Here is a 23,173-nt window from a genome sequence, read left to right on the forward strand (position 1 = left end):
CAGTGTCACCTCTCCCGCGCCGACACTGCGGCGGGCCCGCCCAACACCGTCCCTTACGGAGCCCCGTCCATGCTGAACATCGCCGACACGCTGCACGCCTGGTGCCGCGAGGCCCGCCCCTTCGCCCTCGCCACCGTCGTCCAAGTCAGCGGCAGCGCACCCCTGCCGCCGGGCACGTCACTCGCCGTGGACATCGACGGCGAGGTGGTCGGCAGCGTCTCGGGCGGCTGCGTGGAAGGAGCCGTCTACGACCAGTGCCAACAGATGCTCCAGGACGGTGGCGGCCCGTCACGCGCCCGGTTCGGCTACTCCGACGACGACGCCTTCGCCGTCGGCCTGACCTGCGGCGGCGAGATCGACGTCCTGGTCCAACGCATCGAACCGGCAGCCCAGCCCCACCTGACCACCGCCCTGGACGAAGCAGTACGGGGCAGACCCTCCGCCGTGGCCCAGATCGTCGACGGCCCCGACGAACTCCTCGGCCGCACCCTCACCCTCCTCGGCGACGGCAGCGCGTACGGCGGCACCCTGGGCAGCGAGAACGAGGACCGGGCGGTCGTGGCACAGGCCCGCGCCCTGCTGAGAGCGGGACGCAGCGCCAGGATCGACGTCGGCGGAGACCCCGACACCTGCCCCGTCAAACTCTCGGTCCTCGTCCACACCCACGCCGCACCGCCCCGCATGCTGATCTTCGGCGCCGTCGACTACGCCGCCGCCCTGAGCCAGGCCGGGAACTTCCTCGGCTACCGCGTCACCGTCTGCGACGCCCGCCCGGTCTTCGCCACCGCCGCCCGCTTCCCGCACGCCGACGAAGTCGTCGTCGACTGGCCCCACCGCTACCTCGCAGCCACCGAGGTAGACGCCCGCACGGCACTCTGCGTCCTCACCCACGACGCCAAATTCGACATCCCCCTCCTGAGCCTGGCGCTGAGTCTCCCCGTCGGATACATCGGCGCGATGGGCTCCCGCCGCACCCACGAGGACCGCGACCAGCGGCTACGCGAGGCCGGCGTCACGACAGCACAACTCGCCCGCCTCAACTCCCCGATCGGCCTCGACCTCGGCGCCCACACCCCCGAGGAGACGGCCATATCCATCACCGCGGAGATCATCGCCCACAGCCACCGGGCCCCCGGCCTGCCCCTGTCCCACGGCACCGGACCCATCCACCGCTCCGGCCCTGCGAGCCCAGCGCCTTCAAAGCCGGCTAGGGCCCGATCCGCATCCACAGCTACACCGCGCCCGACGGCAGCAGGCGGTCGCGCCGGTACTGCGGTTCGGCCTGTATGAAGCCGTCAGACTCCAGGTGCTGCGGCCTTGCGGTATCGGCCGGGCGGTGTCCCGTGTTCCCGGGTGAAGGCTCTGACGAAGGTGAATTCCGATGAGTAGCCGCTGTGTTGGGCGATGGCGCGGAGTGGCGCGTCGGTGGCGGCGAGCAGCCGGCCGGCGAGGGTCATGCGCCACCAGGTCAGGTATGTCAGGGGCGGTTGGCCCACGGTCGTGCTGAATCGGCGTGCGAAGGCCGCCCGTGACAGGCCGGCCCCGGCGCCGAGTTCTTCTACCGTCCAGGGGTGGGCGGGTTGGTCGTGGATGGCGTGCAGGGCGGAGGCGACGGCCGGATCGGCGAGTGCCGCGGCCCAGCCGGTGGCCGCTCCCCACCTTGAGGTTGCCCCGAGATGCGGAGGGGGCCGTGTCCATGCCGGGCGGCCACGGCTCTCTTGCGCCTGATGACGATCCAGCAGGATCGATGACGTCGTTGAACGAAACCACCCCACCGCGGTCCGGGCTGCCGAGTCCGCCGTCGCAGGTGCCGGCCGCGACAGTGTTGCCGCAGAGCCTGAAGGGGCCGATCGCCTCCGCCGGGGAGCTCCCACGACCAACAGCACTGACAGCACACGACAGTTGAGCGCAAGCTCCCTCTGTCATCTGCCAGTCGCGGCTCCCACGCTCCGAGTCGGAATCACTTGACGAAAACCGCTCGCGCAATCTCATCGGGGGCGGCACTCGCCTCCGCGACCAGTTCCCCGTCGGCGGACCAGATGCCCGAACGGCCGGACGTGCGGTCGAAGCCGCCACCGGTCGGACCCGCGAAGGCCGCCATGGCGACCCACACACCGTGGTCGGCCGCGACCCGGCGGGCGCGCTCGCCGTGGACCTCAGCCTCGTGATCGGCGTGGACAACCCCAGCCACGTACCCATCGATGCCCAGCGCGGCCGTCTTCGCGGCGTGCTCAGGAATACCCGTGTCACGGCAGACGGCGAGCCCCAGCCGCCACCCGTCCACTACGATCACGGCCGGCTCCCCAGGCACAAAGCGGGCGGCCTCGCTGCCGTGGAGGTACACCTTCCCATAAGCCACGCGCGCGCCGTTTCCCTCCACAACCAGGATGCCGATGCGCGGACCCTGCACAGGCGCGCCGACCAGGGCAAGCGACCCGGTCTCGGCGCACGCGGCGACGATCGGAGCCAGCCGTTCGTCGTCCGGAACGACCGGCTCCGCGTCCAGCTCGTATCCCGTCAGCGACATCTCGGGGAAGACCACCACCCGCGCCTCCGCCGCCCGAACGGCCTCCGCGTGGGCCACCGCGTTGGACGTCACGTCGAAAGCGATGCACCTCGGCTGCGCCACCGCGATGTTCAACGGCTGCTCCACCCCGAACTCCCCTCACCGAATCGCGCGATCACCCTACAGAGCCGCCACACAGCGAGCCGTTGCGCACCTGCCGCAGAAGCCTGCCGTCTTCCACCAGCACATCACCGCTTGGCCGCACGCAACGCTCCCCGACCTCGTCACCCAAAGTCACTGTTCAAGGCTGACACCGGACCAATACACGACAGTTGAATACGCGAGCCCACCCGTAGTCTGCCGTGGCCTGCGCCGACCCCTCAGCTGCGCCTGCTGGACGGAAGGTCCGCGTCGTCCAAGGCGGCCCGCGCCGCCGACGTGAAGCTGCCGAGGCGCTCGGAGACCATGGTCACCTCGACGGCGTGACGCTCAACGAAGTTGACGTTGCGATTTGGGGCACCCGAGGAGTCGCGCCAGGCGAGAAGAGTTGTGTGCATCGAGTGGAGCCCCAGGTGGACGCTGTGGGCGGCCTGCTCCACTGAGTCGGGTCCCTCGACTGCGAGGGCGGCCCAAGCTGCTTGCACTCGAACCAACTGATCTTGCGCGATCTGGAGCCGCCGATCAGCCTCCGCCACATCTGGGGCATCGCCTATCAGCGCTCGTGCAGCCATCTTCAGAACGCTGCGCAACTCGTTGGCAGGGGCCAGGAAGGCGCTGTACGCGTCTCGCCGCAGTTGCCTGCGCCACTGAAAGTGCTCGGCCTTGGCTTGTCCCTCCAACTGCCGCCGAGTCGCCCCACTGGAGATCGCCGACGCCGCAACCGTGCCGAGAACGCCTACCGTTGCGCCGAACAGCGCCGCAAGTCCTTGGTCCATGCGGGGGATTATTCACCCTGGCGACCACACACAGTCACCGGCAGGGCGGGTTCCACGGGGAACTGGCGACAGTTGAACAGGCGACCCCACCAATATCGACCTCCGGGGTCTACGAACTCCACCTTGAGCTTCCCGACCAGGGAAACAAGAGGGAGTTCGCACACAGCCAGGGAGTCGGCTGTGACCAACGAGGCACGGGCCACATTCCCGGAGCGGCCTGCCAACCGGTCGGGTGATGTTCCATGATGAGCGGGCCATGCACCAGCCGATCACCACCCACCGAGCGCCGCTGCCCGTCCTGAGGGCCGCGGTGTTCTCCGTCGTCGGCACCGTGGTGGGCGTGAGCGCCCACCATCTGCTCGCTCAGGGGCCTGTGCCGTGGGCACCGTGCTCGGTCGCGGCCGCCGCGCTCTTCGGCCTGGGGCTGGTCGGCACGCGCCGTCCCCGCCAGCCGGCAACGGTCATGACCAGCAGCGTCGTAGCCCAGTCCGGACTGCATCTGTGGCTGTCGTTCACCGCGCGCACCCCGCACGCGACAGCCGAGGCCTCAGGTCATCAGCACGGGCAGGCCCACAGCGTCCACGCGGCCTGGCACGAGCGGCTGCACGACTCCTTGGCCATGACGGTGGCCCACGCGCTCGTGGCCGTGTTCGTCGCCCTCCTGCTGCATCAAGCGGACGCGGCCTGTTGGGCCGTGGCCCTGGCCCGAGGCGCGACGGCGACCGTCGACACGGTACGGGCCACCCTCACCGCGGCCTGGACCGTGATCGCGGGGCGGCCACGAAAACCCGAAGGACTCGGGCTGACGCTTGTGCTGCCGGTGGAGGGCGAGCCACCCGCGCCAATGGCCCCGGCTCTCGCCCATGCGGTGGTGCGGCGCGGTCCCCCTTCGACGTGGGCAGTTCTCGTCAACTGACCCCGCCGGGGAGTCGGTTCGCCCCTCCCGACGGTCTCACCGTCTGGCGGCACGCGAACGAACCGCTCTCCCCTGCCATCCCTCATGCCTGGAGACACCCATGTCCCGCATCGCCCTGCCGCGCACCGTGCGGCGCCTGACCGTCGCGACCGCCGTCGCGGCCACCGCCGTCCTGCTTACCGCCGTCCCGGCCGCCGCCCACGTCGAGGTCGAGTCCGACAACGCCCAGGCCCTCGCCGAGAACGTCGAACTCGACTTCAGTGCCGAGTCGGAGTCCGGCACCGCCGGCATCACCGAACTCCGCGTGGTCCTGCCCGAGGGCATCGCACCCACCGACGTGGAGTACGGCGAGGGCCCCAAGGGCTGGGAGTTCACCACCACCAAGGACGGCTACACCGTCAAGGGCCCGGCCGTGAAGGTCGGCGCGGACGCCGAGTACTCGGTCGTCGTCCGGCAGCTGCCCGACGCCAAGGAGCTGGCCTTCAAGACGCTCCAGACCTACAGCGACGGCAAGATCGACCGCTGGATCGAACTGGGCGAGGCCGACGCCGAAGGACACGGAAGCGAGGCTCCGGTCCTCGAACTCAAGGCCGCCGCACCGGGCGCCAAGCCGGTCAGCCCCTCCCCCACCGAGTCGGCGAGCCCGTCCCCGACCGCCACGCCCACACCGACCGCCGAGGAGACGGCCGACTCGCCCACCCCCCAGGCGGCCGACTCCGAGAAGGAGGACGAGGGCGGGCTGTCCGCCGGCGCCTGGATCGGCATCGTGGCGGCCGTCCTCGTCGCGATCGCTGCCGTGATCTTCGCCGTACGCCGCCGGGGCGGAACCCAGGAATGACCCTTCGCCGATCGCACTGATCGCCTGATCGCAGGGCTCCTTCCTCCGCGGGTGAAGGAGCCCTCGGTCCGCGAAGGACTCCCGCAGGACGGCGGCCATTCCCGCGGAGTGACCGCCATTCCCGCGGAGTGGCCGCCGGTGCCGACGGCCGCCACCAGCGCGGCAGGCGGACCAGAGCGTCAGCACAGAGCGGAAGGTGCACACCGGGTTCTCCGGTGCGCACCGTCAGAAGGCCATGCCCAGTGCGGTCCGGACGTCACCTGGGTGCGGGTGCGCTGTTCACCGGCTACAACCGGTCGAAATCAGAGATTTCTCACGCCCCAGGTCGCCAGAACCAGCAACACCACGGCAGAGGCCACCACCACGGCCACCTCGGCTGTCCGGCGAAGAATCCTGTTCATCTCGTCCCCCTCACCTCGCGTCCAGGTGGGTTCCTACCCCTTGACGGGGCGCCCACCACTCCTGAGCGCGTACGGATCCGCCCGGGATGAATCCGTCTGATTCGGGTAGCCCTGCCACACGCCGTCCTTGAAGGTGGAGTTCCATGACCTCTGCGACAGCACGCGTGGCCTCGGCGGTGGTCGCCGCCGCTGCCCTCGCCCTCACGGGTGCCTGCGACAGCGGCGGTGACGGGGGCTCACCCGAGACGACACGGCCATCCGCCTCCGGCTCGTCCGGCTCGCCGCCGGCCAGCGGGTCCCCGTCGCTCTCGGTATCCCCGACTCCGACCGGTACGGCGCCGGAGGACCCGGAGGAGGCCGAGCAGGAGATCAGGGAAGCCTGGCGGGTCTTCTTCGACCCCGAGTCCTCCCTGGAGGAGCGGAGCGAGGTCGTCGAGAGCGGTGAGCAGAACTCCCTGATGATCGACAACCTCTTCCGGGACCCGCTCGGGAGCCGCCTGCGCGCCACCGTGGCCTCGGTGTCGTTCATTACGTCCGGGGACGCCACCATCACCTACACGCTCACCCGCGACGGCCGCCGACTGGACACCGGCGGCCCGGGAGCCGCGGTCCTCCAGGACGACACCTGGAAGATCGCTCTGGACACGGTCTGTGCGCTGACACGACATGCCGAGGACGCCCCCGAGGCGCCGAGCTGCGGGTGAGCAGCAGGCCTGTCGGCAGGATGCGGGTCGTACTGAAGCCGTACCCAAGCTGCGTGCCGTCCGCGCCAGTTGCCGCCATCGTGGACACCCCCGCCGCTGCCGCACGACGAGCGGGTGTCCGGTCAACCGGCCGCCCGGCTGCAGCGGTCGGGCCGGCGAGGTACAGGCCGGCGCCGATTCTCAGTTGGTCCAGACGACCGGGCTGTCGCGGTACGCGTCGCCCTCGTCGAACGAGGCGCCGACGATGGGCGAGCTCTTCGTGGCGCTGAGCGCGCAGGTCTCGTACGACGCACCCTTGGTGGTGAACTCGGTGGGCGCGCTCTCGCGGTCGCACTTGCCCGGGAGGTCACCGATCAGTACGACGCCCGTCCCGGCGCCACCTTCCAGCACACCGTCCAGCTTCAGCGACGCGTAGGCCAGGTCGGTGCCGCCGACGTTCTCCACCTTCATCTTGATGAAGTAGGGCGTCATTCCCTTCGCCTTCTCACCGAAGGCGGCCATGTCGGCCTCGGTGCCCTTCTCGATCGCCGTGACGGTTACGGCGATGGTGCCCTTCTTCTCGCTCGTGTACTCGAAGGGCAGGACAGCCCTGGCGCCGACCTTGAGTTCCGTGCCCGGCGCGGTGACGTCACCCTCGGCCGGCGCGGCACTGTCGTCGCCGCTGTCGGCAGTCGGGCTCTCGCTGCTCGGCGCGGACGAGGCCGGGGCTGACGCCGCCGGCGAATCCTGCGCCACCGGCTCTCCCTCGTCGCCGGAGCAGGCCGAAAGCCCGAACCCCATGGTGGCCAGAGCAGCCGCGAACACGATACGTCCCTTGTGCACTACTACTACCTCACTGGTAACGAGAGCTGTCCGATACGGCAGCTTGGAACAGTCGATGGCTTCGAGAAATGACCGACCACACAGCCGGACATGCCAGAGCGTCTTCATGCGCGCCCGCCACGGCCGGTGTCAGCCCTGTACGACGGGGACAGTAACCCGACCCGGTCGCTGAGTGTGCCGGTCGTTTGCCCCACAAGGAACGGCCGCCGCCTCGTCGGCCAGGTGCCTCGCGGCGGTGTCGTCTCCCGCCGCGGCCCGCAGCCGTGCGAGCCTTTCCAGCACACCCGCGAGCAGGTACGGGTAGTCGATATCCCGGGCCACCTCGACCACGTGCTCCCCCTGGCCGATCTCGACGCGCAGATCACGGCGGTCGTACAGGCGGGGATCGAGCAGGTCGATGAGAACACGGGTCTCGAACATGGGGTCATGGAGTGCACGCGCGACCTCGACGCCTTCGAGGAGACGGCGGCGCGCGTCGGCGTACTCACCTCGGGCCAGGTGGAGACAGCCCCAGGCGTGGGCCGTGCAGAAGGCGCCCGATGACCCGACGTCCCGGGCATACGCGGTCAGCTCGGTGAACGACTCCTCAGCCTCCGCATGACGGCCGAGTGCGAGCTGCGCCTGGCCGAGCCAGTAGGTGTCCTGAAACTCCGTGCCCTGCGCAGCAACGGCGACTTCCGGATTCCCCTTCCAGCGCGCAGAGGCTCCGCTTCCGAAGGTTCGGCGGCGGGGCTCGTCCGTCGATTCGTGCGGCGGGATGGGCCCCACACGGCTTGCTTCACCGTGCGGGGCCCGCGGCTGGGGAAGGCGTTCTGGTCGTGCTTCAGGAGGGCTGCGTGGTGAAGGTCGCGGTGGCGCCGGCGGGCAGTCGGTAGCGGTATGTCGTATCGCCCCACGGGACGTCGAACGTGGCCGTGCGGCTGCCGGAGTTGTACGTCACCGACAGGTGGGTGCCGTCGGGCAGTTGAGCGTTCTTGCGCTGAACGCCCGTGGTCGCCTCGGGGTTCGAGGTTGCGTTGCCCTCGGCGGCGAAAACGGAGACGTCGTGGATGGACCACCAGCTGCCGGAGTCGGACTTGTTGACCACGCGGATGTAGCGGGCGGTGGTGGAGGGCAGCAGGACCCGGGTCACGGTGCTGCCCGGCCCGGTCGCGATCGGCTCGCCCCAGCTCGTGCCGTCGTCGGAGACGTACACCTCGTACTGGCGGGCGAAGTCACCGGACGACGCGCTCGTGTCCAGGACGAGCTGGTCGAAGGTCCGGGTCGAGCCGAGGTCGACCTGGAACCAGTCGCCGGACCGCATGCCGTGACCGGAGCTCCAGCGGGTGGCGGCGTCGCCGTCGATGGCCCTGGTGGGCGGGTCGTCCGAGCTGCTCGCGGAGGCCGATGCCTGCCAGCCCTCGCGGGACAGGGGCGCTTCACCCGTGGACGGGGTGAGGGAGGCGCCGGTGGGGAGGGAGTAGCCGAGCCACTGGTCGCCGACGCGGACCTGGGGCTGCTGGGCGACGAGCCTGCTGTCGTAGGTGATCAGGGCCTGGCTGCCGTCGGGGTTGCGGAAGGGGATGTCGACGGAGCCGATGGCGGCCGGGGCGGTGCTGCCGCTCTGGGTGCCGGTCCAGGTGAAGGTCGCGGCCGCTCCCGCCGCCAGGGTGTAGGTGAAGTGGCGCTGGCCCCAGCGGACGGTGAAGGTGCGGTCGGTGGTGCCGGAGTTGTGGGTGACCAGGGCGGTGGAGCCGTCGGGGTTGGTGAAGGCGACGTCCTCGACGCTGCCCTTGCCGAGCGTGCTGGAGGCGACCCGGTGGGCGCCGGGCCGGACGAACTTGCTGGCCTGGGCGAGACCCCAGTAGTCGGCCGTCGGGGTGTACGACCATGTGCCGTCGGCGTTCTGGGAGACGGTCACCACCGGGCGGCAGCCTTGGCATCCGTTGTTCCTGGGGCCGCCGTCGGCGTCCAGGGCGATGTTCCAGCGGACGATGCTCCGGGCCCAGTTCCGGGGGCCGTTGATGACGTTGTCCATCACGCCGGCGAAGGCGTCGCTCTCCCAGTTGCCGCCGGAGCACTCGGTCTGGAAGGCCGACTTGTTGGGGTAGTCGTTGTGGACGGCGGTCTGGTTCAGGACGAACTCGGCGCCGGCGTAGCAGTGCCAGGCCGTACCGGCGACGTTCCGGGCCGTGGCCGGGTCGGCGTACAGCGACTCGGGGTAGCTGGTGACGTCCCAGTTGTGGTCGTAGCCCAGGATGCCGGTGGACAGGCCCTGCTTCCTCAGGGTCGGGCCGAGGTGGTCGGTGATGAAGGTCTTCTGCTGGTCGGCGGGCAGGTACATGCCCGGGTAGGTCGACGGTTCGTGCAGCGGCTCGTTCTGCGGGGTGACGTAGCGGACCGGGACACCGGCCGCCGCGTACGCCTTGAGGAACTTCGCGAAGTAGTCGGCGTAGGGCTGGTAGGCGTCCGCCTTCAGCCGGCCGCCGATCATCGAGTCGCCGGTCTTCATCCAGCCCGGCGGGCTCCAGGGGGTGGCCATGACGGCCAGCTGCGGGTTGAGCGCGCGGGCCTGCTTCAGCAGGGGGATGGTGTACGCGCGGTCGTGGTCGACGGTGAAGTGCGTCAGCTCGGGGTCGGTCCGGCCGGCGGGCAGGTCGTCGTAGGAGTAGTTGCCGCTCACGGTGAAGTCGGTGGCGCCCATGGGCTGGCGCAGGACGTTCAGGCCGATGCCGTCGCGGCGGCTGAAGAGGTCGCGCATCAGCGCGGCGCGCTGTGTCCTGTCGAGCTTGGTGCCGACCAGCCAGGCGGAGGAGTCGGTGAACGAGGCACCGAAGCCGGTCATCGGCTGGTACGCGCGGGTGGTGTCCACGGTGATGGTCGAGCCGGACGGTGCCGGTCCCGTCTTCCAGGTCACGGAGGGCTGCTTGGCCAGGTGGGTGTCGGTGGACAGGTCGGTGAGCCAGACCGACGCCTTGCCGGGTGCGGCGTCGGCCGAGGCGGGGGCGGCTGCCGGTAGGACGGGGAGCGTGGCGAGCAGGGTCGCGGCGGCTGCCAGGGCGGTCCGGCGCCGTTGCCGGGCGATGGTTCTCATGGTGTGGCTCCTTGCGGGCATGACGGCTGTGCACGGCGGCTCGCGTGCATGACGTGGGTGGTGTGAAACCGGCGCGTGGGGGCCGGGTAAGGGCGCCGGAGCTGGGGTCACTTCAGGCCGGTGGTGGCGATGCCGGCGACGAAGTGGCGCTGGAAGAGGAGGAAGACGACGGTCACGGGGAGCAGGACGACGACGGCGCCGGCGAGGAGGATGCCGAAGCGGGTGAAGTCCTGTCCGCTGCTGGCCAGGGCGAGGCCTACGGGGAGGGTGTACTGGCTCTCGTTCTGGGCCACGACCAGGGGCCACAGGAAGTTGTTCCAGGAGCCGAGGAAGGTGATGATCCCGAGGGTGGCGAGGGCCGGTCGGGTCAGCGGCAGGATGATCTTCCAGAAGATGGCCAGTTCGCTGCAGCCGTCGACGCGGGCGGCGTCGATGAGTTCGTCGGGCAGGGTGGAGATGAACTGCCGCATCAGGAACACCCCGAACGGGGTGGCCAGGAACGGCAGGATCAGCCCGAGCAGGGAGCCGGTCAGCCGCATGTTGGACACCAGCACGTACAGCGGTACGAAGGTGACCAGGCCGGGGACCATGAGGGTCGCGATGACCAGGGTGAACACGGCGCGCTGTCCGCGGAACTCCAGCTTGGCCAGGGCGTATCCGAGCATGGAGCAGAAGAGCAGGTTCCCGGCGGTGACGGCGAGGGCCACGAGCACGGAGTTGGCGAACATGCTCGTGAAGTCCAACGTGCCGAGCAGTTCCCGGTAGTTGGCGAGCGTGGGGCGGGTGGGGATCAGGTCCGGCGGGATCTTGCGGATGTCGGCCTCGGGCTTGAGCGACCCGGACAGCATCCACAGGAACGGCGTGACCATGAGCAGCAGCAGGCCGGTGAGCGGCAGGTAGAGCCAGGGCCGGCCCCACTCCCGGCGGATGCGGCGGCGCCGCAGGACCGTGTCAACGGCCGAGGACGGCGTGGGGGCGGAGGTGACTGGGGTGGTCATGGGGCATCAGTCCTTGTCCCGCAGCACGCGGAACTGCAGCACGGTGAGAGCGATGATCAGGGCGAAGACGACGTAGCCGGCCGCCGATGCCATGTCGTAGTTGCCGTTGCCGAACTGTTTGTAGGCGTACAGCGTGGCCGACAGGGTGGAGTCCAGCGGTCCGCCGTCGGTCATGACGAACGGTTCGTCGAAGAACTGCAGGTAGCCGATGCCGGTGGTGACGGCGGTGAGCAGCAGGGCGGGGCGCAGGAGGGGGAAGGTGACGCGCCAGAACCGCTGCCAGGCTCCGGCGCCGTCGAGTTCGGCCGCTTCCATCAGGGACTGGGGGACGGACTGCAGTCCGGCGAGCATGATGATCATGACGGTGCCGAGGTTGCGCCACACGGCCATGATGATCATGACGGGCAGGGCGAAGCGGGTGTCGGCCAGCCAGGCCGGCCCGTCTATCCCGAACCAGCCCAGGACGGTGTTCACCAGGCCCGTGTGGGGTTCGAGCAGGGTCTTCCAGACCACGGCGACGGCCACGACGCTGGTGATCACCGGCAGGTAGAAGCCGACCCGGAAGACGGCGCGGAAGCGGCGGATGCCGCGGTCGAGGGCGACCGCCGCGGCGAGCCCGGCGGCCAGGGTCAGGGGCAGGCCGACCAGGACGAACACGGCGGTGTTCTGCAGGGCCGTGAAGAACTGCGGGTCCTGGAAGAGCCGTACGTAGTTGTCGAAGCCGGTGAACGACACGCTCAGCGGGGTGCGCAGGTCGGCGCTCTTGGTGTCGGTCAGGCTCATCAGCATCGACCAGACGACCGGCAGCAGCATGAAGGCGAGGAACAGGGCGAGGAACGGGGCGGCGAGGGTCCACGCGGCGCGGGTCTGGCGGCCGCGCGCGGTGCGCCGTGGCGCGGAGTTGCGGCGGGCCGCCGGCTGCGGGCCGGCGGCGTCGCGTTCCTTGCTGCCCTGCCCGGCGATGGTGCCTGTGGGCATGGTTGTCATCCGTCCGTACGAGGGATACGCGCCGTACGAGGGATACGCGCGCGGCGGCGGTTCAGCGGCCGGTGCCGATGCTGGTGGCCTTGGACTGCAGGGTCTTCTGCGTCTCGGCGACGGTGGCCTTGCCGTAGGCGAGCTTCTCCAGTTCGCTGTCGACGGCGTCGGCGATCTGCTGCCAGGTCGTGATGGCCGGCGGGGCCTGGGTGACCTTCAGCTGTGCTTCGAAGGCATCCATCTCCTCGTTCTGGCTCAGCTCTCCCTCCGACCAGGACTGGACGACGGCGGGGAGGTTGCCGGTGGCATCCGCGTACTCGGCGAGGTTCTTGGCGTCGGTGAGGAACTGGACGAACTTCCACGCCGCGTCCGCGTTCTTGGCGTCCTTGAAGACCGCCAGGTCGCTGCCGCCGGCCAGGCCGGCGGCCTGCTCGCCCTGCGGCAGGGGCATGGTCTTCCACTTGCTGTCCAGCTCGGGGGCGTTCAGGTGGAGGTTGCCGCCGGTGCTGGCGCCCTGCTGCACGGTGCCGATCAGCCCGTTCTGGAAGTTCTGGCCGGAGTCGGTCTTGTCGTTCGGCGACAGGCCGTCCTCGAAGATGTCGCTGTAGGTCTCCAGAGCCGTGGTGACCTCGGGCGAGTCGAAGGTGAACTTCTTGGTCCCGGCGTCGTAGATGTCACCGCCCTGCTGCCACACCAAGGGCAGCCAGAACAGCCAGGAGTTGAAGCCGGTCTGCAACTGGGTGGCGTGGCGCAGCTTGGGGTTCTCCTTGCCCGCGGTGGCCTGGATGGCCTTGAGGTCCTTGAGGTAACCGTCCCAGTCGGCGGCGGGGGCGCCCTCGATGCCGGCCTTCGTGGTGATGTCGGTGCGGTAGTAGATCACCGAGGTGTCGGCCGTGAACGGGACGCCGTAGGGGGTGTCCTTGTACTTCGTGGTGTCCCACTGGCCGGGGAAGAACGCGGACGACTTGAACGAGGCCGGGGTGGCCTGGAAGCCGTCCATGGAGGCCATCTCGGCCATCCACGTGGAGCCGATCAACGACAGGTCGGGGGTGTTGCCGCCGGCGATCGAGGTGGTGAGCTTCTCGTGCGCCGCGTCCCACGGCACGGCGGTGATCTGGACCGACACATCCGGGTTCTGCCGCTCGAACTTCTTCGCCAGGCTCTCCAGGTCCTTGTCGGCCTTGTCGCCCATGGACCACATGACCAGCTTGCCCTTGGCCTTGCCGCTGCTGATCTTCGTAGGGGCGTCGGCGGTCGTGGAGTCGTCGCTCCGGCCGCAGCCGGTGGCCAGCAGGGCGGCCACGACGGTGGCGCAGGCCATCTGGACGGTTCTGGGGGTGTGACGGGTGGTTCTCATCGTGCGGCTCCTTGCGGTCGAACAGGTGAGGTGAGGGGGTGGCGAGATCAAGGGGTGGCTGGTGGTGCCTGGTGAAGCCGGGCGGGTCAGCGTGCGGCGTGGAACCGACCGGCGTCGACGGTCACCTCGGCCGTGAGGCGCAGATCACGGCTGGAGCGTCCGACGTGCAGCCGGTAGCGGCCGGACGGGGTGCGCCAACCGCCCGTGCCGGCGTCCCAGACCTGGAAGGCGCGAGTGGGCACGTGCAGGTCGGCGGTGGTACGGGCACCCGCTGCCGCCTGGACGGTCGCGAAGCCGGCGAGCAGGCGCACCGGCCGGTCGACGCCGTCCCGCGGCGGCTCCACATAGACCTGGACGACCTCGCCACCGGCCCGGGGCCCGGTGTTGGTCAGTTCCACGGTCAGGTTGAGCCCGTCTCCACCCGCGGGGCTGGGCAGATCGGTGGAGACGGACGACTGTGAGACGGCCACGGACTCGTACGCCCATCGGGTCCAGCCGAGTCCGTGGCCGAACGGGAAGGCCGGGGAGAGACCGCCCTTGTCCCAGGCCCGGTGGCCGATGTGGACGCCTTCGCCGTAGTCCACGACGCCGTCGCGGGGCACGGCGTCGGGTACGGGGACGTCCTCCGCGCGGGCGGGCAGCGTCCAGGGCAGCCGGCCGGACGGCTCGACGCGGCCCAGCAGTACGTCGGCGAGGGCGTGCCCGGCCTCCTGGCCCGGCAGCCACGCCCAGAGCAGGGCGGGGGCCTCGTCGGCCCAGGGCAGCAGCACGGGGGCGCCGGCGTTGACGACCACGATCGTGCGCGGGTTGGCGGCGAGCACCTTGCGGACCAGGTCGTTCTGGTGGCCGGGCAGGTCGAGCGCGGTGCGGTCCCAGCCCTCGGACTCGACCTCCTCGTTGGTGCCCACCACGACGACGGCCACATCGGCGGCCTGAGCGGCGGCCGCGGCCTCGGCAATCTCCTCGTACGGTGTGGACCCGGGCGGGGCGTGGCGCAGCTGGGCGGTGACGAAGCGGTCGTAGCCGCCGGGCTCGACCACGGTGAGGTCGACGTCGAGGGCGATGCGGCGCGGCTGCGGGCCCACCTCCAGGTCGATGCCCCGCAGGGTCGGGTTGTTGTGCGTGGAGTCGAGGATCAGCTCCACGCCCCGGTCGTCGTCCCCGGCGAGGACCTCCTCGCCGTCCACGGTCACCCCGTAGCGGCCCACGCACCCGATCTCCAGGCGGTGCGTGCCCGGCTCGGTGAGGGTCAGTACGGTGCGCAGCACGACGCGGTGCGTCTCCGGGCCGAAGTCGCTGTACCCGCTCCAGTCTCCGGAGGGGCGTATCCGGCCGCCGACCTGGTTGCCGTCGGCGTCGAGGTGGTGGGCGCGCACACCGGCGGTGCCGGTGCCGGGGTCGGTGAGCCGCGCGTCTGTCAGGTACGGCGGGCGCAGGCGGGAGTCGCCGCCCCGGTGCACGGACAGGCGCACGTCCTCGGGGAGCGCGGCGCGCAGCCCGTCCTCGAACGACACCGTGCGCACCGCCGGGACGAAGGCGCTGCCGCCGCCCTGGAGGTACGGAGTCACGGCGTTGGGGCCGATCAGCGCGACGCTGCGGATGCCGTCCGGCGCGGGCCGCGGCAGGTGTGGCTCATGGCGGAGGTCCTCCGGCGGGGGCACGGGCAGAGCCGCGCGGCTGCCGCCCGGTGCCAAGGGCAGCAGGTCGCCCTGGTTGCGGAGCAGCACCATCCCCCGGGCCGCGACCTCGCGCAGGAGTCGGAACTCCTCCTCCGTGGGGCCCGCCGGGGCGGCGGACGGTACCGGGTTCTGTCCGGGCTCGCCCAGTCGGCCGGTGTGCGCGGCCAGGCGCAGCAGCCGGAGCACCTTGTCGTCGATGAGCCGCTCGTCCACCTCGCCCGCGCGCACGGCCTCCGCGAGAGGCTCGCCCCACAGGGGCTCGGGTCCGGGCATCGCCAGGTCGAGGCCGCCGACCGCCGAGGCCACGGTCGAGCCGGTGGCGGCCCAGTCGCTGACGACGGGCCCGGCGAAACCCCACTCCTCCTTCAGCACCTCGCGCAGCAGCCGCGCGTTCTCGGTCATCGGCGCCGACTCGATGCCGTCGTCGACACCGGAGTAGGCGGCCATCACGCTCCAGGGCTCGGCCTCGGCGAGGACCTGCTCGAACGGGGCCAGGTAGACCTCGCGCAGGGTCCGTTCGTCCAGCCGGGAGCGGTAGCGGGTGCGGTCGGTCTCGGAGTCGTTGGCCACGAAGTGCTTCAGGCACGCGCTCACGCCCCGGTTCTGCAGACCGCGTACGAGGGCGGCGGCCAGGGTGCCGGTGAGCAGCGGGTCCTCGGAGAAGTACTCGAAGTGCCGTCCGGCGACCGGGGTGCGCTGCAGGTTCACCACCGGGCCCAGGACGACGTCGACGCCCTTGCGGCGCGCCGCCGTCGCGAACAGGTTCCCCAGCCGCTCGGCGAGTTCGGTGTTCCAGGTGGCCGCGAGCGCGCTCGGCGCCGGGGCCAGCAGACCGGTTTCGGCAGGGTCGTCACCGGTCCCGCGCACTCCCTGCGGGCCGTCCGACATCGTCACCGCCGAAAGACCGAGGCGGGGCTCGGCCGGGAGTCTCCACAGGCTCGCGCCCGTCAACAGCCGCACCTTGGACTCCAGGTCCAGGGTCCGGATGCGGTCGGACAGCTCGGTGTCATCAGGGAGGGCAGGGCGGCTCATGCTCGTCCTTCCAGGCCGCGGCGCGGCACGAAGCGGGCGGAACGGGAGCAGGAAAGCACACTTACTAAGTACTTAGTAAGTACTTGTGCGTAAGTTCTTTCCCCGGTTTGATGTGAACGTGACCACTGATCGACAGCCCCGTAGACTCCGCACGATGAGCGAGAGCACGCCGAACGGGGAGCGGCAGCCCCGCACGGGGAAGAGCCTCAAAGCCCAGCAGCGGCGCCAGGAGATCCTGCAGATCGCCATGGACACGTTCGCCGCCCGCGGCTACAACAACGCCTCCCTGCAGGAGATCGCCGACCGTGCGGGAGTCACCCAGGCCGGCGTCCTGCACTACTTCCGCTCCAAGGCCCAACTGCTCACCAGCGTCCTCGCCCTGCGCGACGACACCGACATCGAACAGCTCGGCAGTGAACGCCCTCGCGGCCTGGCCTTTCTGCGCCACCTGGTCGATACGGCCCGCCGCAACGCCGACCGGGAGGGCATCGTCCGCCTGTACGCCGTCCTGTCGGCGGAGAGCGTCACCGAAGGCCACCCCGCGCAGGACTATTTCCGCGACCGCTACACCGGACTGCGCGTCTTCGTCACCGAGGCCCTCGCCGAGGCGTGCGAACTCGGTGAGATCCGGACGGACCTGAACCTCGAAGACGCGGCCAACGCGATCATCGCCGTCATGGACGGCCTCCAGATCCAGTGGCTGCTCGCCCCCGACTCGGTCGACATGGCCGCCTCCACCGACCGCGTGATCACCGCGCTCCTGGCCGACCTCACCAAGCCGTAGAACGTCAGCGCGCACGGATGGGCATAGCCACGGCGGGCGGTGACTCCCGGACAGGTCACCGATCCGCGATATCCGCAGCTCCCTGTCCGATCAAGGGCCGTTTTCCGTTCGGGCCGTTTCCCGGCCCCACCGGCCATCGCCGGCCGGAACCCTCACGAGGCCTGAGACGCCACTGCCTTGGTGCTCTCCGCGCGAGCGGGCGCCGCGGCACGGCAGTCGAGCCGCACCAGTAGGGCCTGCCTGCACCGCAGCCACCCAATCCAATGCCGTCGATTCTGGGCCAGGTGCCGGGTGCCAGGTGCCGGTGACACCGGTGACGGATGCGCCGGCGAACAGCGGGCCGATGCGCCGCGACTTGCGAGACTGGGCGAGTACCTGCCGCCGGCGTTGCGGATCATCGGCGCTCAGCTGCGGGACGGGCCGGTGCGGCCGCCGGCCGCTCAGGCCGCAGAACTGGCAGACGAGCCGACCCGGCCCTGGCGAGCAGGCCGCGGGGAGAGGATGCGGCGGGCGGCGGCGTGGTCACGGTCCGGGGACAGGCCGCAGCCGGTGCGGTGGCTCACGCCCAGCTGAGCGTTGCCGGCGGATCCGCACCGCGGCCGTTGTCACCACCGAGGGGTTCAGGGTGACGTTGGGCGGGCCGCAGGAGATCGGTCGTCGCGCGGTGATCGGCCTGCGCAGCCGGGAGGAGCTGGCAGAGCTGATCCGGCCGGAACTGCTCCATGACGTCGAAGACCTGCTCGGCCGGTATCTCGGAGACCGCATTTTGACTTCGCTTTCACGCGTAACAGCCTCCGGCCCGTTGTGAGTGACAAGGAGCCTGGTAGCCGCGCGGTCATCGTCGGCTGGTCGCGGGCCGGGCGCGTGAGATCGCGCCGTGCCAGTACGCAAAACGTTCGAAGGGGTCTCCCTCCGCGTTCCATGGCCAAGGCGTCGCCATGCCTGCCGTGGCGCGCAGCACGACAACGGCCTCGTCCATCAGGGCGGCCTTGACCAACGCGTAGGCCAGCACGTTGAGATCCGCCAGGGCCGCCGCGTGGCCGAGGAATCCAGGGAGCGGCCAGTCACGCGCCGCTCGGCTCAGTGCCGCGGACGCATCAGGTCGTCTCCAGTAGTCACCGGCGTTCAGCGCCGCCATGCCGCCGGCGGAAACGGCGCGTTGGTAGGCGTGGACGAACGCGGTGACTTCCAAACCGACCGTGGGAGCCCTGGCCGGCATCACGGAACGAAGGCCGTCGAGCAGATCCAGCACCTGCCCGGTGGAACCGCACTCGTCCGGTGACAGATAGCCCAAGGCCTGAAGATGCGCCTCCCGATTCCACGGATCCCGGGCCTTGATCTCCCGCCAGACCGGCCCCACCTCGCCGTAGGGTTCCTGCTCACATCTCATCGCGGCCAGGAGCACGGTCCAGGGGGTGGGGTCGGCGGGTATCAGCTCGGCCGCACGCAAGCAGGCCTCCCGGATGCTGCTCAGGTCCGCGTGCGTTCCCTGCGCCCGCGCGTGCGTCACCTCCGACCAGGCGTGCAGCAGGAGTGCTCCCGGGTCCTGCGGGGCCTGACGCAGCCAGATCTGTGGCAGTGCCCGCCCGGCTGCCTCGGCGAGCACTCCGAGGCGGTGCGCCTTACGGTCCCAGTCCTGCCCTGCGTCCAGGATCACCTTCTCCATCAGTGCGATGACCGTGGTATCGAGTTCGCCGCGGGCCCAGCTGATGTCAAGGCGCCGCCGGACCCGGCCCAGGGCTACGTCGTCGAGTTCGGGGGCCAGGCGAGGAGAGTTGCCTTTGCGTCGTCTGAAGGCGGACATGCCGTCACTTTCTTCCTGTGGTGGGCTCCGGTTCTTCCTGTGGTGGGCCCGGATACCGACGCCGCAGCATCCGGGGTTCCACTGAACGCACGCCGGCGTCTACCAGCGGCTGACAACTTCGTCGTTGGCGTTTCGGCCGATACCGCTCCGGACCAGTGAGACCGCCACAACCAGCACGGCAACCAGTACCGACAGCAGCACCTGGATCCGTCCACCGCCCTCACTGTCGTCGGTGAGCATGTAGCCGAGCACGAACGTGATGACCGCGATGGTCGCCCACGTCAGGTACGGGAAGAGCCACATCCGGACAAGAAGTTTCTCCGGGTTCTCGCGGAGGATGATTCTCCGCATCCTCAGTTGCGAGAAGCAGATGACCAGCCACACGAAGAGCGCGACCGCGCCTGAGGAGTTCAGCAGGAACTGGAAGACCGTGTCCGGCCACAGGTAGTTGAAGGCGACGGCGACGAAGCCGAAGACGACGGAGGCCAGGATCGCGGCCTGCGGGACACCCCGCATGGTCGTGCGCGCGAAGGCCCTGGGCGCGTCGCCGCGCTGGCCGAGCGAGAAGGCCATCCGGGAGGCGGTGTAGAGACCGGAGTTGAGACAGGAAAGGACAGCGGTGAGCACGACGGCGTTCATGACCTGGCTGGCGTGCGGGATGCCGATCGCGTCCAGGGCCGCGACGTACGAGCCCCTTTCCGTAATCGCCGGATCATTCCACGGCAACAGACAGACCACGACGAGGATCGATCCCAGGTAGAAGAAGCCGACCCGCCGGATCACGCTGCTGATGGCCCTGGTGACCGCACGCTGCGGGTTCTCGGACTCACCGGCGGCGAGGGTGACGATCTCGCTGCCCATGAACGAGAAGACCACCAACAGCATGCCGGAGAGGATCGCGTCAGCGCCGTTTGGCAGAAAGCCGCCATGCGCGGTGAGGTTGGCGAAGCCGTCCCCCGGGTTGTCCGAGCCGGGCAGTACACCGAAGGCCGCCAGTCCGCCGATGACGACGAACCCCGCTATGGCGACGACCTTGATGCCCGCGAACCAGAACTCGAATTCGCCGAAGGAGCCGACCGATGCCAGGTTCGTGGCTGTGAGAACGACCATCACGACAAGTGCCCAGGCCCACTGCGGGAGGGCCGGTATCCATCCTTCGAGGATTACGGCACCCGCGGTCGCCTCGACAGCGAGCACCACGACCCAGAAGAACCAGTACAGCCAGCCGATCGAGAACCCGGCCCAGCGGCCGAGCGCCCGGTCGGCGTAGGCGGAGAAGGAACCGGACGTGGGGTTGGCCACGGACATCTCGCCGAGCATCCGCATCACGCAGACGACCAACGCACCGACCAGGGCGTACGACAGCAGAATGCCGGGTCCGGCCTTGGCGATGCCCGAGGCAGAGCCCACGAAGAGGCCGGCACCGATGATCCCGCCAATGGCGATCATGGACAGATGGCGGTTCTTGAGTCCGGCCTGCAGACCGTCCGAGCGATGAGTCTGCTCGTGGGTGCCGGGCGACAGGGCTCTCTTGCCGTGCGTCGTACTCATGAACATCCTTGACTAAAGGGCTAGTTCGAAGATCCAGGCGGACTGGCGGTTCCCAGACGCGCTACCGCAGGTCAGGGACGGGCGCACACCTGCATGGCCTTGCGAGGCAGGCGAGCTACGGTTTCCGCAGGGCCAGTAGCGCCTGTCGCCGGCCTGGTATGAGAGGCGCCGGGAACCCCGACGGGGTTCCCGGCGCTTTTGGTCAGGCGCTGTCGACGACCGCGTCCTGCGGCGGGACTTCCGCGGAGCCGCCGAGGTAGGCGGCCTTCACCCGCGGATCGGCGGCCAGTTCCGCGGCCGGACCCTCCAGTGCGACCCGGCCGGTCTCCAGCACGTAGGCCCGGTCGGCGAGCCGTAGCGCCTGGCGGGCGTTCTGCTCGACGAGGAGGACCGCCGTGCCCTGGTCCCGGATCTGCCGCACGATCTTGAAGATATTGCGGGTGAACAGCGGGGACAGACCGAGCGACGGTTCGTCCAGGGCGAGGAACCGCGGTGCGTTCATCAACGCCCTGCCGATCGCGAGCATCTGCTGCTCGCCGCCGGACAGTGTGCCCGCGAGCTGGTCGCGCCGCTCGGCGAGACGCGGGAACAGCTCGTACACCTGCTGTCGTCGCTGAGCCAGTGCCGCGGTGTCCTTGCGGGACAGGTAGCCGCCCATCGTCAGGTTCGTGTCGACTTCGAGGGCGGCGAACACCCGGCGTCCTTCCGGCACATGGCCGAAGCCCATGCCCACGACGTCATGCGCCGGTGTACGGGTGATGTCCTGTCCGTCGAGCAGGACCTTGCCCGACTTCGCCCGGTGCAGCCCGGTGAGGGTGCGCAGCAGCGTCGTCTTGCCCGCGCCGTTCGCGCCGAGGATCGCCACGATCTCTCCCGGCTCCACCCGCAGGGAGACTCCGGACAGAGCCTCGATCGCGCCGTAGGAGGCATCCAGGTCCGTGACTTCGAGCAATGCCATCTCAGTGGCCCTTCGCGAGAGTCGGGGCGGTGGACTCGTCGGGGCCGATGCCGGCGCCCTCGGCGTCACCGTCGTCGTCCTCGTCCACCCCGAGGTAGGCCTCGATGACGCGGGGGTCCTGCTGCACTTCGGCCGGCAGTCCCTCGGTGAGCCGCGTACCGGTCTCGATGACGAGCACCCGTTCGCACAGTCCCATGACGAAGGCCATGTCGTGTTCGATGAGTACGACGGTGACGCCCCGGTCCCGGATGCGGGAGACGAGTTCCATGAGGTCGGTCTTCTCGCTGGGGTTCATCCCGGCGGCGGGCTCGTCCAGGAGCAGCACCAGCGGATTGCCGGCCAGTGCGCGGGCGATGTCGAGGCGGCGCTGATCACCGTACGACAGCTCGCGTGCGAGGCGCGTGGCCTTGTCGGACAGGCCCACGAACTCCAGCCAGTAGCGGGCCTCGCGACCGGCGCGCTGTTCCTCCTGGCGTTGGGCGGGCAGCCGCAGCAGTGAGGTCAGTACGCCGCTCCTGAGCCGCGAGGTCATGCCGACGAGGACGTTCTCGACGACGCTCATGTCGCCGAAGAGCCGCGCCCCCTGGAAGGTGCGGGCCATGCCCCGCTGTACGACCTCGTGGGGACGGCGCCCGATCAGTGACTCACCGCCCAGGAGGACTTCTCCGGAGGTCGGCTCGACCACGCCCGTCACGCAGTTGAACACGGTGGTCTTGCCCGCGCCGTTGGGTCCGATGACGCCGAGGACCTGGCCGCGTCCGACGGTGAAGGCCACGTCGTTGAGCGCGAGCAGCCCGCCGAACCGCATGGTCAGGCCGCGTACTTCGAGCAGCGGCTCCCCCAGGGCCACGGCGGTCCGCGGCAGCGGCGGTTCCTGCGCGGAGTCGGCGAGCCGCGCCCCGCGCCGGGTGCGCGCGGGCCACAGGCCCAGCGGCCGTACGAACATCAGGACGATGAGGAGTACGGCGAACAGGAAGATCCGCCACTCGTCGCCGATGCCCCGCAGCACCTCAGGCATGCCCTGGACGACGAGCGCGCCGAGGAACACCCCGACCAGGCTGCCGCGTCCGCCGATGAGGACCACCAGCAGGATCAGCACCGAGGTGAGGAAGGTGAAGCTGGTCGGGTTGACGATGCCGATGTAGGTGGCGAAGAAGGCCCCCGCCAGGCCGGCGATCACGCCGCCGACGATGTAGGCGAGCGCCTTGACCCGGATGGAGGGAACACCCACCGCCTCGGCGACCTTCTCGTCCTCACGGACGCTCTCCCAGGCCCGGCCGATCTTCGAGCGGGTGAGACTGGTGACGCCCAGACCCACGACGACGGCGATCGCCAGCACGAGGTAGTACATGCTGAGCGTGTCGTCGAAGGAGTAGCCGAAGAGCACCGGGCGGGAGGGGATGATGACGCCCTCCGGCCCGCCCGTGAACTCCAGGTTCTGGGCGGTGACCCGGACGATCTCGCCGAAACCGAGGGTGACGACCGCCAGATAGTCGCTGCGCAGCCGCAGCGTGGGATAGCCGATGATGAAGCCGCCCATGGCGGCGACCAGCATCGCTATCGGCAGGGTGAGCCACCAGTTGACGTCGTAGTTGCCGACGAGGATGGCCGTGGTGTAGCCGCCGATGGCGAAGAACGCCGAGTAGCCCAGGTCGAGCAGGCCCGCGTAGCCGACCACGACATTGATGCCGAAGCCGAGGACGACGTACAGCAGCACCTTGACGCCGACGTCGGTCCAGTAGTCACCCGCGACATTGGGGAAGGCGAGGAGGATCACGGCGAACACGGCCAGGGAGGGCAGCTTGAACCGTGGTGAGTCCAGAAGTCCACGCATCGT

At 69.9% G+C, this 23,173-nt stretch carries 19 protein-coding genes and 1 pseudogene; 6 read left to right on the top strand and 14 right to left on the bottom strand.

Annotated features, from left to right (window positions below):
* Positions 1-69 precede the first annotated feature (69 nt).
* The gene (locus JIX55_RS17080; RefSeq protein WP_257564189.1) at positions 70-1,290 is read left to right on the top strand and encodes an XdhC family protein; all 1,221 of its coding nucleotides are present in this window, start codon (positions 70-72) and stop codon (positions 1,288-1,290) included.
* A gap of 5 nt (positions 1,291-1,295) precedes the next feature.
* On the opposite strand, the pseudogene JIX55_RS17085 reads toward JIX55_RS17080, so the two are convergent.
* From JIX55_RS17085 to JIX55_RS17095, 3 genes and pseudogenes are all read right to left on the bottom strand, one after another.
* A pseudogene (locus tag JIX55_RS17085) lies at positions 1,296-1,652 on the bottom strand (helix-turn-helix transcriptional regulator); the annotation flags it as partial.
* A 308-nt stretch (positions 1,653-1,960) separates the two neighbouring features.
* Positions 1,961-2,653: a carbon-nitrogen hydrolase family protein gene (locus JIX55_RS17090; protein ID WP_257564190.1), complete on the bottom strand. Its 693-nt coding sequence runs from the start codon at positions 2,651-2,653 to the stop codon at positions 1,961-1,963.
* A 233-nt stretch (positions 2,654-2,886) separates the two neighbouring features.
* Entirely contained in the window at positions 2,887-3,441 is a 555-nt protein-coding gene (locus JIX55_RS17095; protein WP_257564191.1) for a hypothetical protein, read from the bottom strand.
* A gap of 256 nt (positions 3,442-3,697) precedes the next feature.
* On the opposite strand from JIX55_RS17095, the gene JIX55_RS17100 reads away from it, so the two are divergent.
* The 3 genes from JIX55_RS17100 (at position 3,698) to JIX55_RS17110 (ending at position 6,300) form a co-directional block, all read left to right on the top strand.
* Positions 3,698-4,357 (top strand): hypothetical protein, encoded by a 660-nt coding sequence (locus JIX55_RS17100; RefSeq protein ID WP_257564192.1) that lies wholly within the window; start codon positions 3,698-3,700, stop codon positions 4,355-4,357.
* A 100-nt stretch (positions 4,358-4,457) separates the two neighbouring features.
* Entirely contained in the window at positions 4,458-5,195 is a 738-nt protein-coding gene (locus JIX55_RS17105; RefSeq protein WP_257564193.1) for a DUF1775 domain-containing protein, read from the top strand.
* Between the two features lie 544 nt (positions 5,196-5,739).
* The gene (locus tag JIX55_RS17110; RefSeq protein ID WP_257564194.1) at positions 5,740-6,300 is read left to right on the top strand and encodes a hypothetical protein; all 561 of its coding nucleotides are present in this window, start codon (positions 5,740-5,742) and stop codon (positions 6,298-6,300) included.
* A gap of 180 nt (positions 6,301-6,480) precedes the next feature.
* Here JIX55_RS17110 and JIX55_RS17115 read toward each other — a convergent pair whose 3' ends face one another.
* From JIX55_RS17115 to JIX55_RS17145, 7 genes are all read right to left on the bottom strand, one after another.
* Positions 6,481-7,080 carry a hypothetical protein gene (locus JIX55_RS17115; RefSeq protein ID WP_257569357.1) on the bottom strand — a complete coding sequence of 200 codons (600 nt, stop codon included), beginning with the start codon at positions 7,078-7,080 and terminating at the stop codon, positions 6,481-6,483.
* A gap of 171 nt (positions 7,081-7,251) precedes the next feature.
* Positions 7,252-7,890 (bottom strand): tetratricopeptide repeat protein, encoded by a 639-nt coding sequence (locus JIX55_RS17120; RefSeq protein WP_257564195.1) that lies wholly within the window; start codon positions 7,888-7,890, stop codon positions 7,252-7,254.
* 55 nt (positions 7,891-7,945) lie between these two features.
* A complete protein-coding gene (locus tag JIX55_RS17125; RefSeq protein WP_257564196.1) occupies positions 7,946-10,195 on the bottom strand; it encodes a discoidin domain-containing protein in 2,250 nt (749 codons plus the stop codon).
* Between the two features lie 107 nt (positions 10,196-10,302).
* Positions 10,303-11,193 (bottom strand): carbohydrate ABC transporter permease, encoded by an 891-nt coding sequence (locus JIX55_RS17130; protein ID WP_257564197.1) that lies wholly within the window; start codon positions 11,191-11,193, stop codon positions 10,303-10,305.
* A gap of 6 nt (positions 11,194-11,199) precedes the next feature.
* Positions 11,200-12,180 (bottom strand): carbohydrate ABC transporter permease, encoded by a 981-nt coding sequence (locus JIX55_RS17135; protein ID WP_443046431.1) that lies wholly within the window; start codon positions 12,178-12,180, stop codon positions 11,200-11,202.
* Between the two features lie 52 nt (positions 12,181-12,232).
* Entirely contained in the window at positions 12,233-13,528 is a 1,296-nt protein-coding gene (locus JIX55_RS17140) for an extracellular solute-binding protein (protein ID WP_257564199.1), read from the bottom strand.
* Positions 13,529-13,614: 86 nt separating this feature from the next.
* On the bottom strand, positions 13,615-16,239 hold the full coding sequence (locus tag JIX55_RS17145; protein ID WP_257564200.1) for a beta-glucosidase family protein: 2,625 nt from the start codon (positions 16,237-16,239) through the stop codon (positions 13,615-13,617).
* A 154-nt stretch (positions 16,240-16,393) separates the two neighbouring features.
* On the opposite strand from JIX55_RS17145, the gene JIX55_RS17150 reads away from it, so the two are divergent.
* Positions 16,394-17,023 (top strand): TetR/AcrR family transcriptional regulator, encoded by a 630-nt coding sequence (locus JIX55_RS17150; protein ID WP_257564201.1) that lies wholly within the window; start codon positions 16,394-16,396, stop codon positions 17,021-17,023.
* A 625-nt stretch (positions 17,024-17,648) separates the two neighbouring features.
* Entirely contained in the window at positions 17,649-17,831 is a 183-nt protein-coding gene (locus JIX55_RS17155) for a hypothetical protein (RefSeq protein ID WP_257564202.1), read from the top strand.
* Positions 17,832-17,858: 27 nt separating this feature from the next.
* Here the strand turns inward: JIX55_RS17155 and JIX55_RS17160 are convergent, their stop codons facing one another.
* From JIX55_RS17160 to JIX55_RS17175, 4 genes are all read right to left on the bottom strand, one after another.
* Positions 17,859-18,827: a hypothetical protein gene (locus JIX55_RS17160; protein ID WP_257564203.1), complete on the bottom strand. Its 969-nt coding sequence runs from the start codon at positions 18,825-18,827 to the stop codon at positions 17,859-17,861.
* A 99-nt stretch (positions 18,828-18,926) separates the two neighbouring features.
* Complete coding sequence (locus JIX55_RS17165; RefSeq protein ID WP_257564204.1) at positions 18,927-20,378, bottom strand: amino acid permease; 1,452 nt, start codon at positions 20,376-20,378, stop codon at positions 18,927-18,929.
* Positions 20,379-20,580: 202 nt separating this feature from the next.
* A complete protein-coding gene (locus JIX55_RS17170; RefSeq protein ID WP_257564205.1) occupies positions 20,581-21,336 on the bottom strand; it encodes an ABC transporter ATP-binding protein in 756 nt (251 codons plus the stop codon).
* A 1-nt stretch (position 21,337) separates the two neighbouring features.
* A complete protein-coding gene (locus tag JIX55_RS17175; RefSeq protein WP_257564206.1) occupies positions 21,338-23,170 on the bottom strand; it encodes a branched-chain amino acid ABC transporter ATP-binding protein/permease in 1,833 nt (610 codons plus the stop codon).
* Positions 23,171-23,173: the final 3 nt, after the last annotated feature.

It is taken from the genome of Streptomyces sp. DSM 40750, from assembly GCF_024612035.1.
Classification (GTDB): domain Bacteria; phylum Actinomycetota; class Actinomycetes; order Streptomycetales; family Streptomycetaceae; genus Streptomyces.

Bases quoted from the DNA above. Each gene is read 5' to 3' on its own strand.
- JIX55_RS17080 (WP_257564189.1), top strand. From the start codon at position 70: ATGCTGAACATCGCCGACACGCTGCACGCCTGGTGCCGCGAGGCCCGC.
- JIX55_RS17095 (WP_257564191.1), bottom strand. From the start codon at position 3,441: ATGGACCAAGGACTTGCGGCGCTGTTCGGCGCAACGGTAGGCGTTCTC.
- JIX55_RS17100 (WP_257564192.1), top strand. From the start codon at position 3,698: ATGCACCAGCCGATCACCACCCACCGAGCGCCGCTGCCCGTCCTGAGG.
- JIX55_RS17105 (WP_257564193.1), top strand. From the start codon at position 4,458: ATGTCCCGCATCGCCCTGCCGCGCACCGTGCGGCGCCTGACCGTCGCG.
- JIX55_RS17110 (WP_257564194.1), top strand. From the start codon at position 5,740: ATGACCTCTGCGACAGCACGCGTGGCCTCGGCGGTGGTCGCCGCCGCT.
- JIX55_RS17115 (WP_257569357.1), bottom strand. From the start codon at position 7,080: ATGGGGTTCGGGCTTTCGGCCTGCTCCGGCGACGAGGGAGAGCCGGTG.
- JIX55_RS17125 (WP_257564196.1), bottom strand. From the start codon at position 10,195: ATGAGAACCATCGCCCGGCAACGGCGCCGGACCGCCCTGGCAGCCGCC.
- JIX55_RS17130 (WP_257564197.1), bottom strand. From the start codon at position 11,193: ATGACCACCCCAGTCACCTCCGCCCCCACGCCGTCCTCGGCCGTTGAC.
- JIX55_RS17135 (WP_443046431.1), bottom strand. From the start codon at position 12,180: ATGACAACCATGCCCACAGGCACCATCGCCGGGCAGGGCAGCAAGGAA.
- JIX55_RS17140 (WP_257564199.1), bottom strand. From the start codon at position 13,528: ATGAGAACCACCCGTCACACCCCCAGAACCGTCCAGATGGCCTGCGCC.
- JIX55_RS17145 (WP_257564200.1), bottom strand. From the start codon at position 16,239: ATGAGCCGCCCTGCCCTCCCTGATGACACCGAGCTGTCCGACCGCATC.
- JIX55_RS17150 (WP_257564201.1), top strand. From the start codon at position 16,394: ATGAGCGAGAGCACGCCGAACGGGGAGCGGCAGCCCCGCACGGGGAAG.
- JIX55_RS17160 (WP_257564203.1), bottom strand. From the start codon at position 18,827: ATGTCCGCCTTCAGACGACGCAAAGGCAACTCTCCTCGCCTGGCCCCC.
- JIX55_RS17165 (WP_257564204.1), bottom strand. From the start codon at position 20,378: ATGAGTACGACGCACGGCAAGAGAGCCCTGTCGCCCGGCACCCACGAG.
- JIX55_RS17170 (WP_257564205.1), bottom strand. From the start codon at position 21,336: ATGGCATTGCTCGAAGTCACGGACCTGGATGCCTCCTACGGCGCGATC.
- JIX55_RS17175 (WP_257564206.1), bottom strand. From the start codon at position 23,170: ATGCGTGGACTTCTGGACTCACCACGGTTCAAGCTGCCCTCCCTGGCC.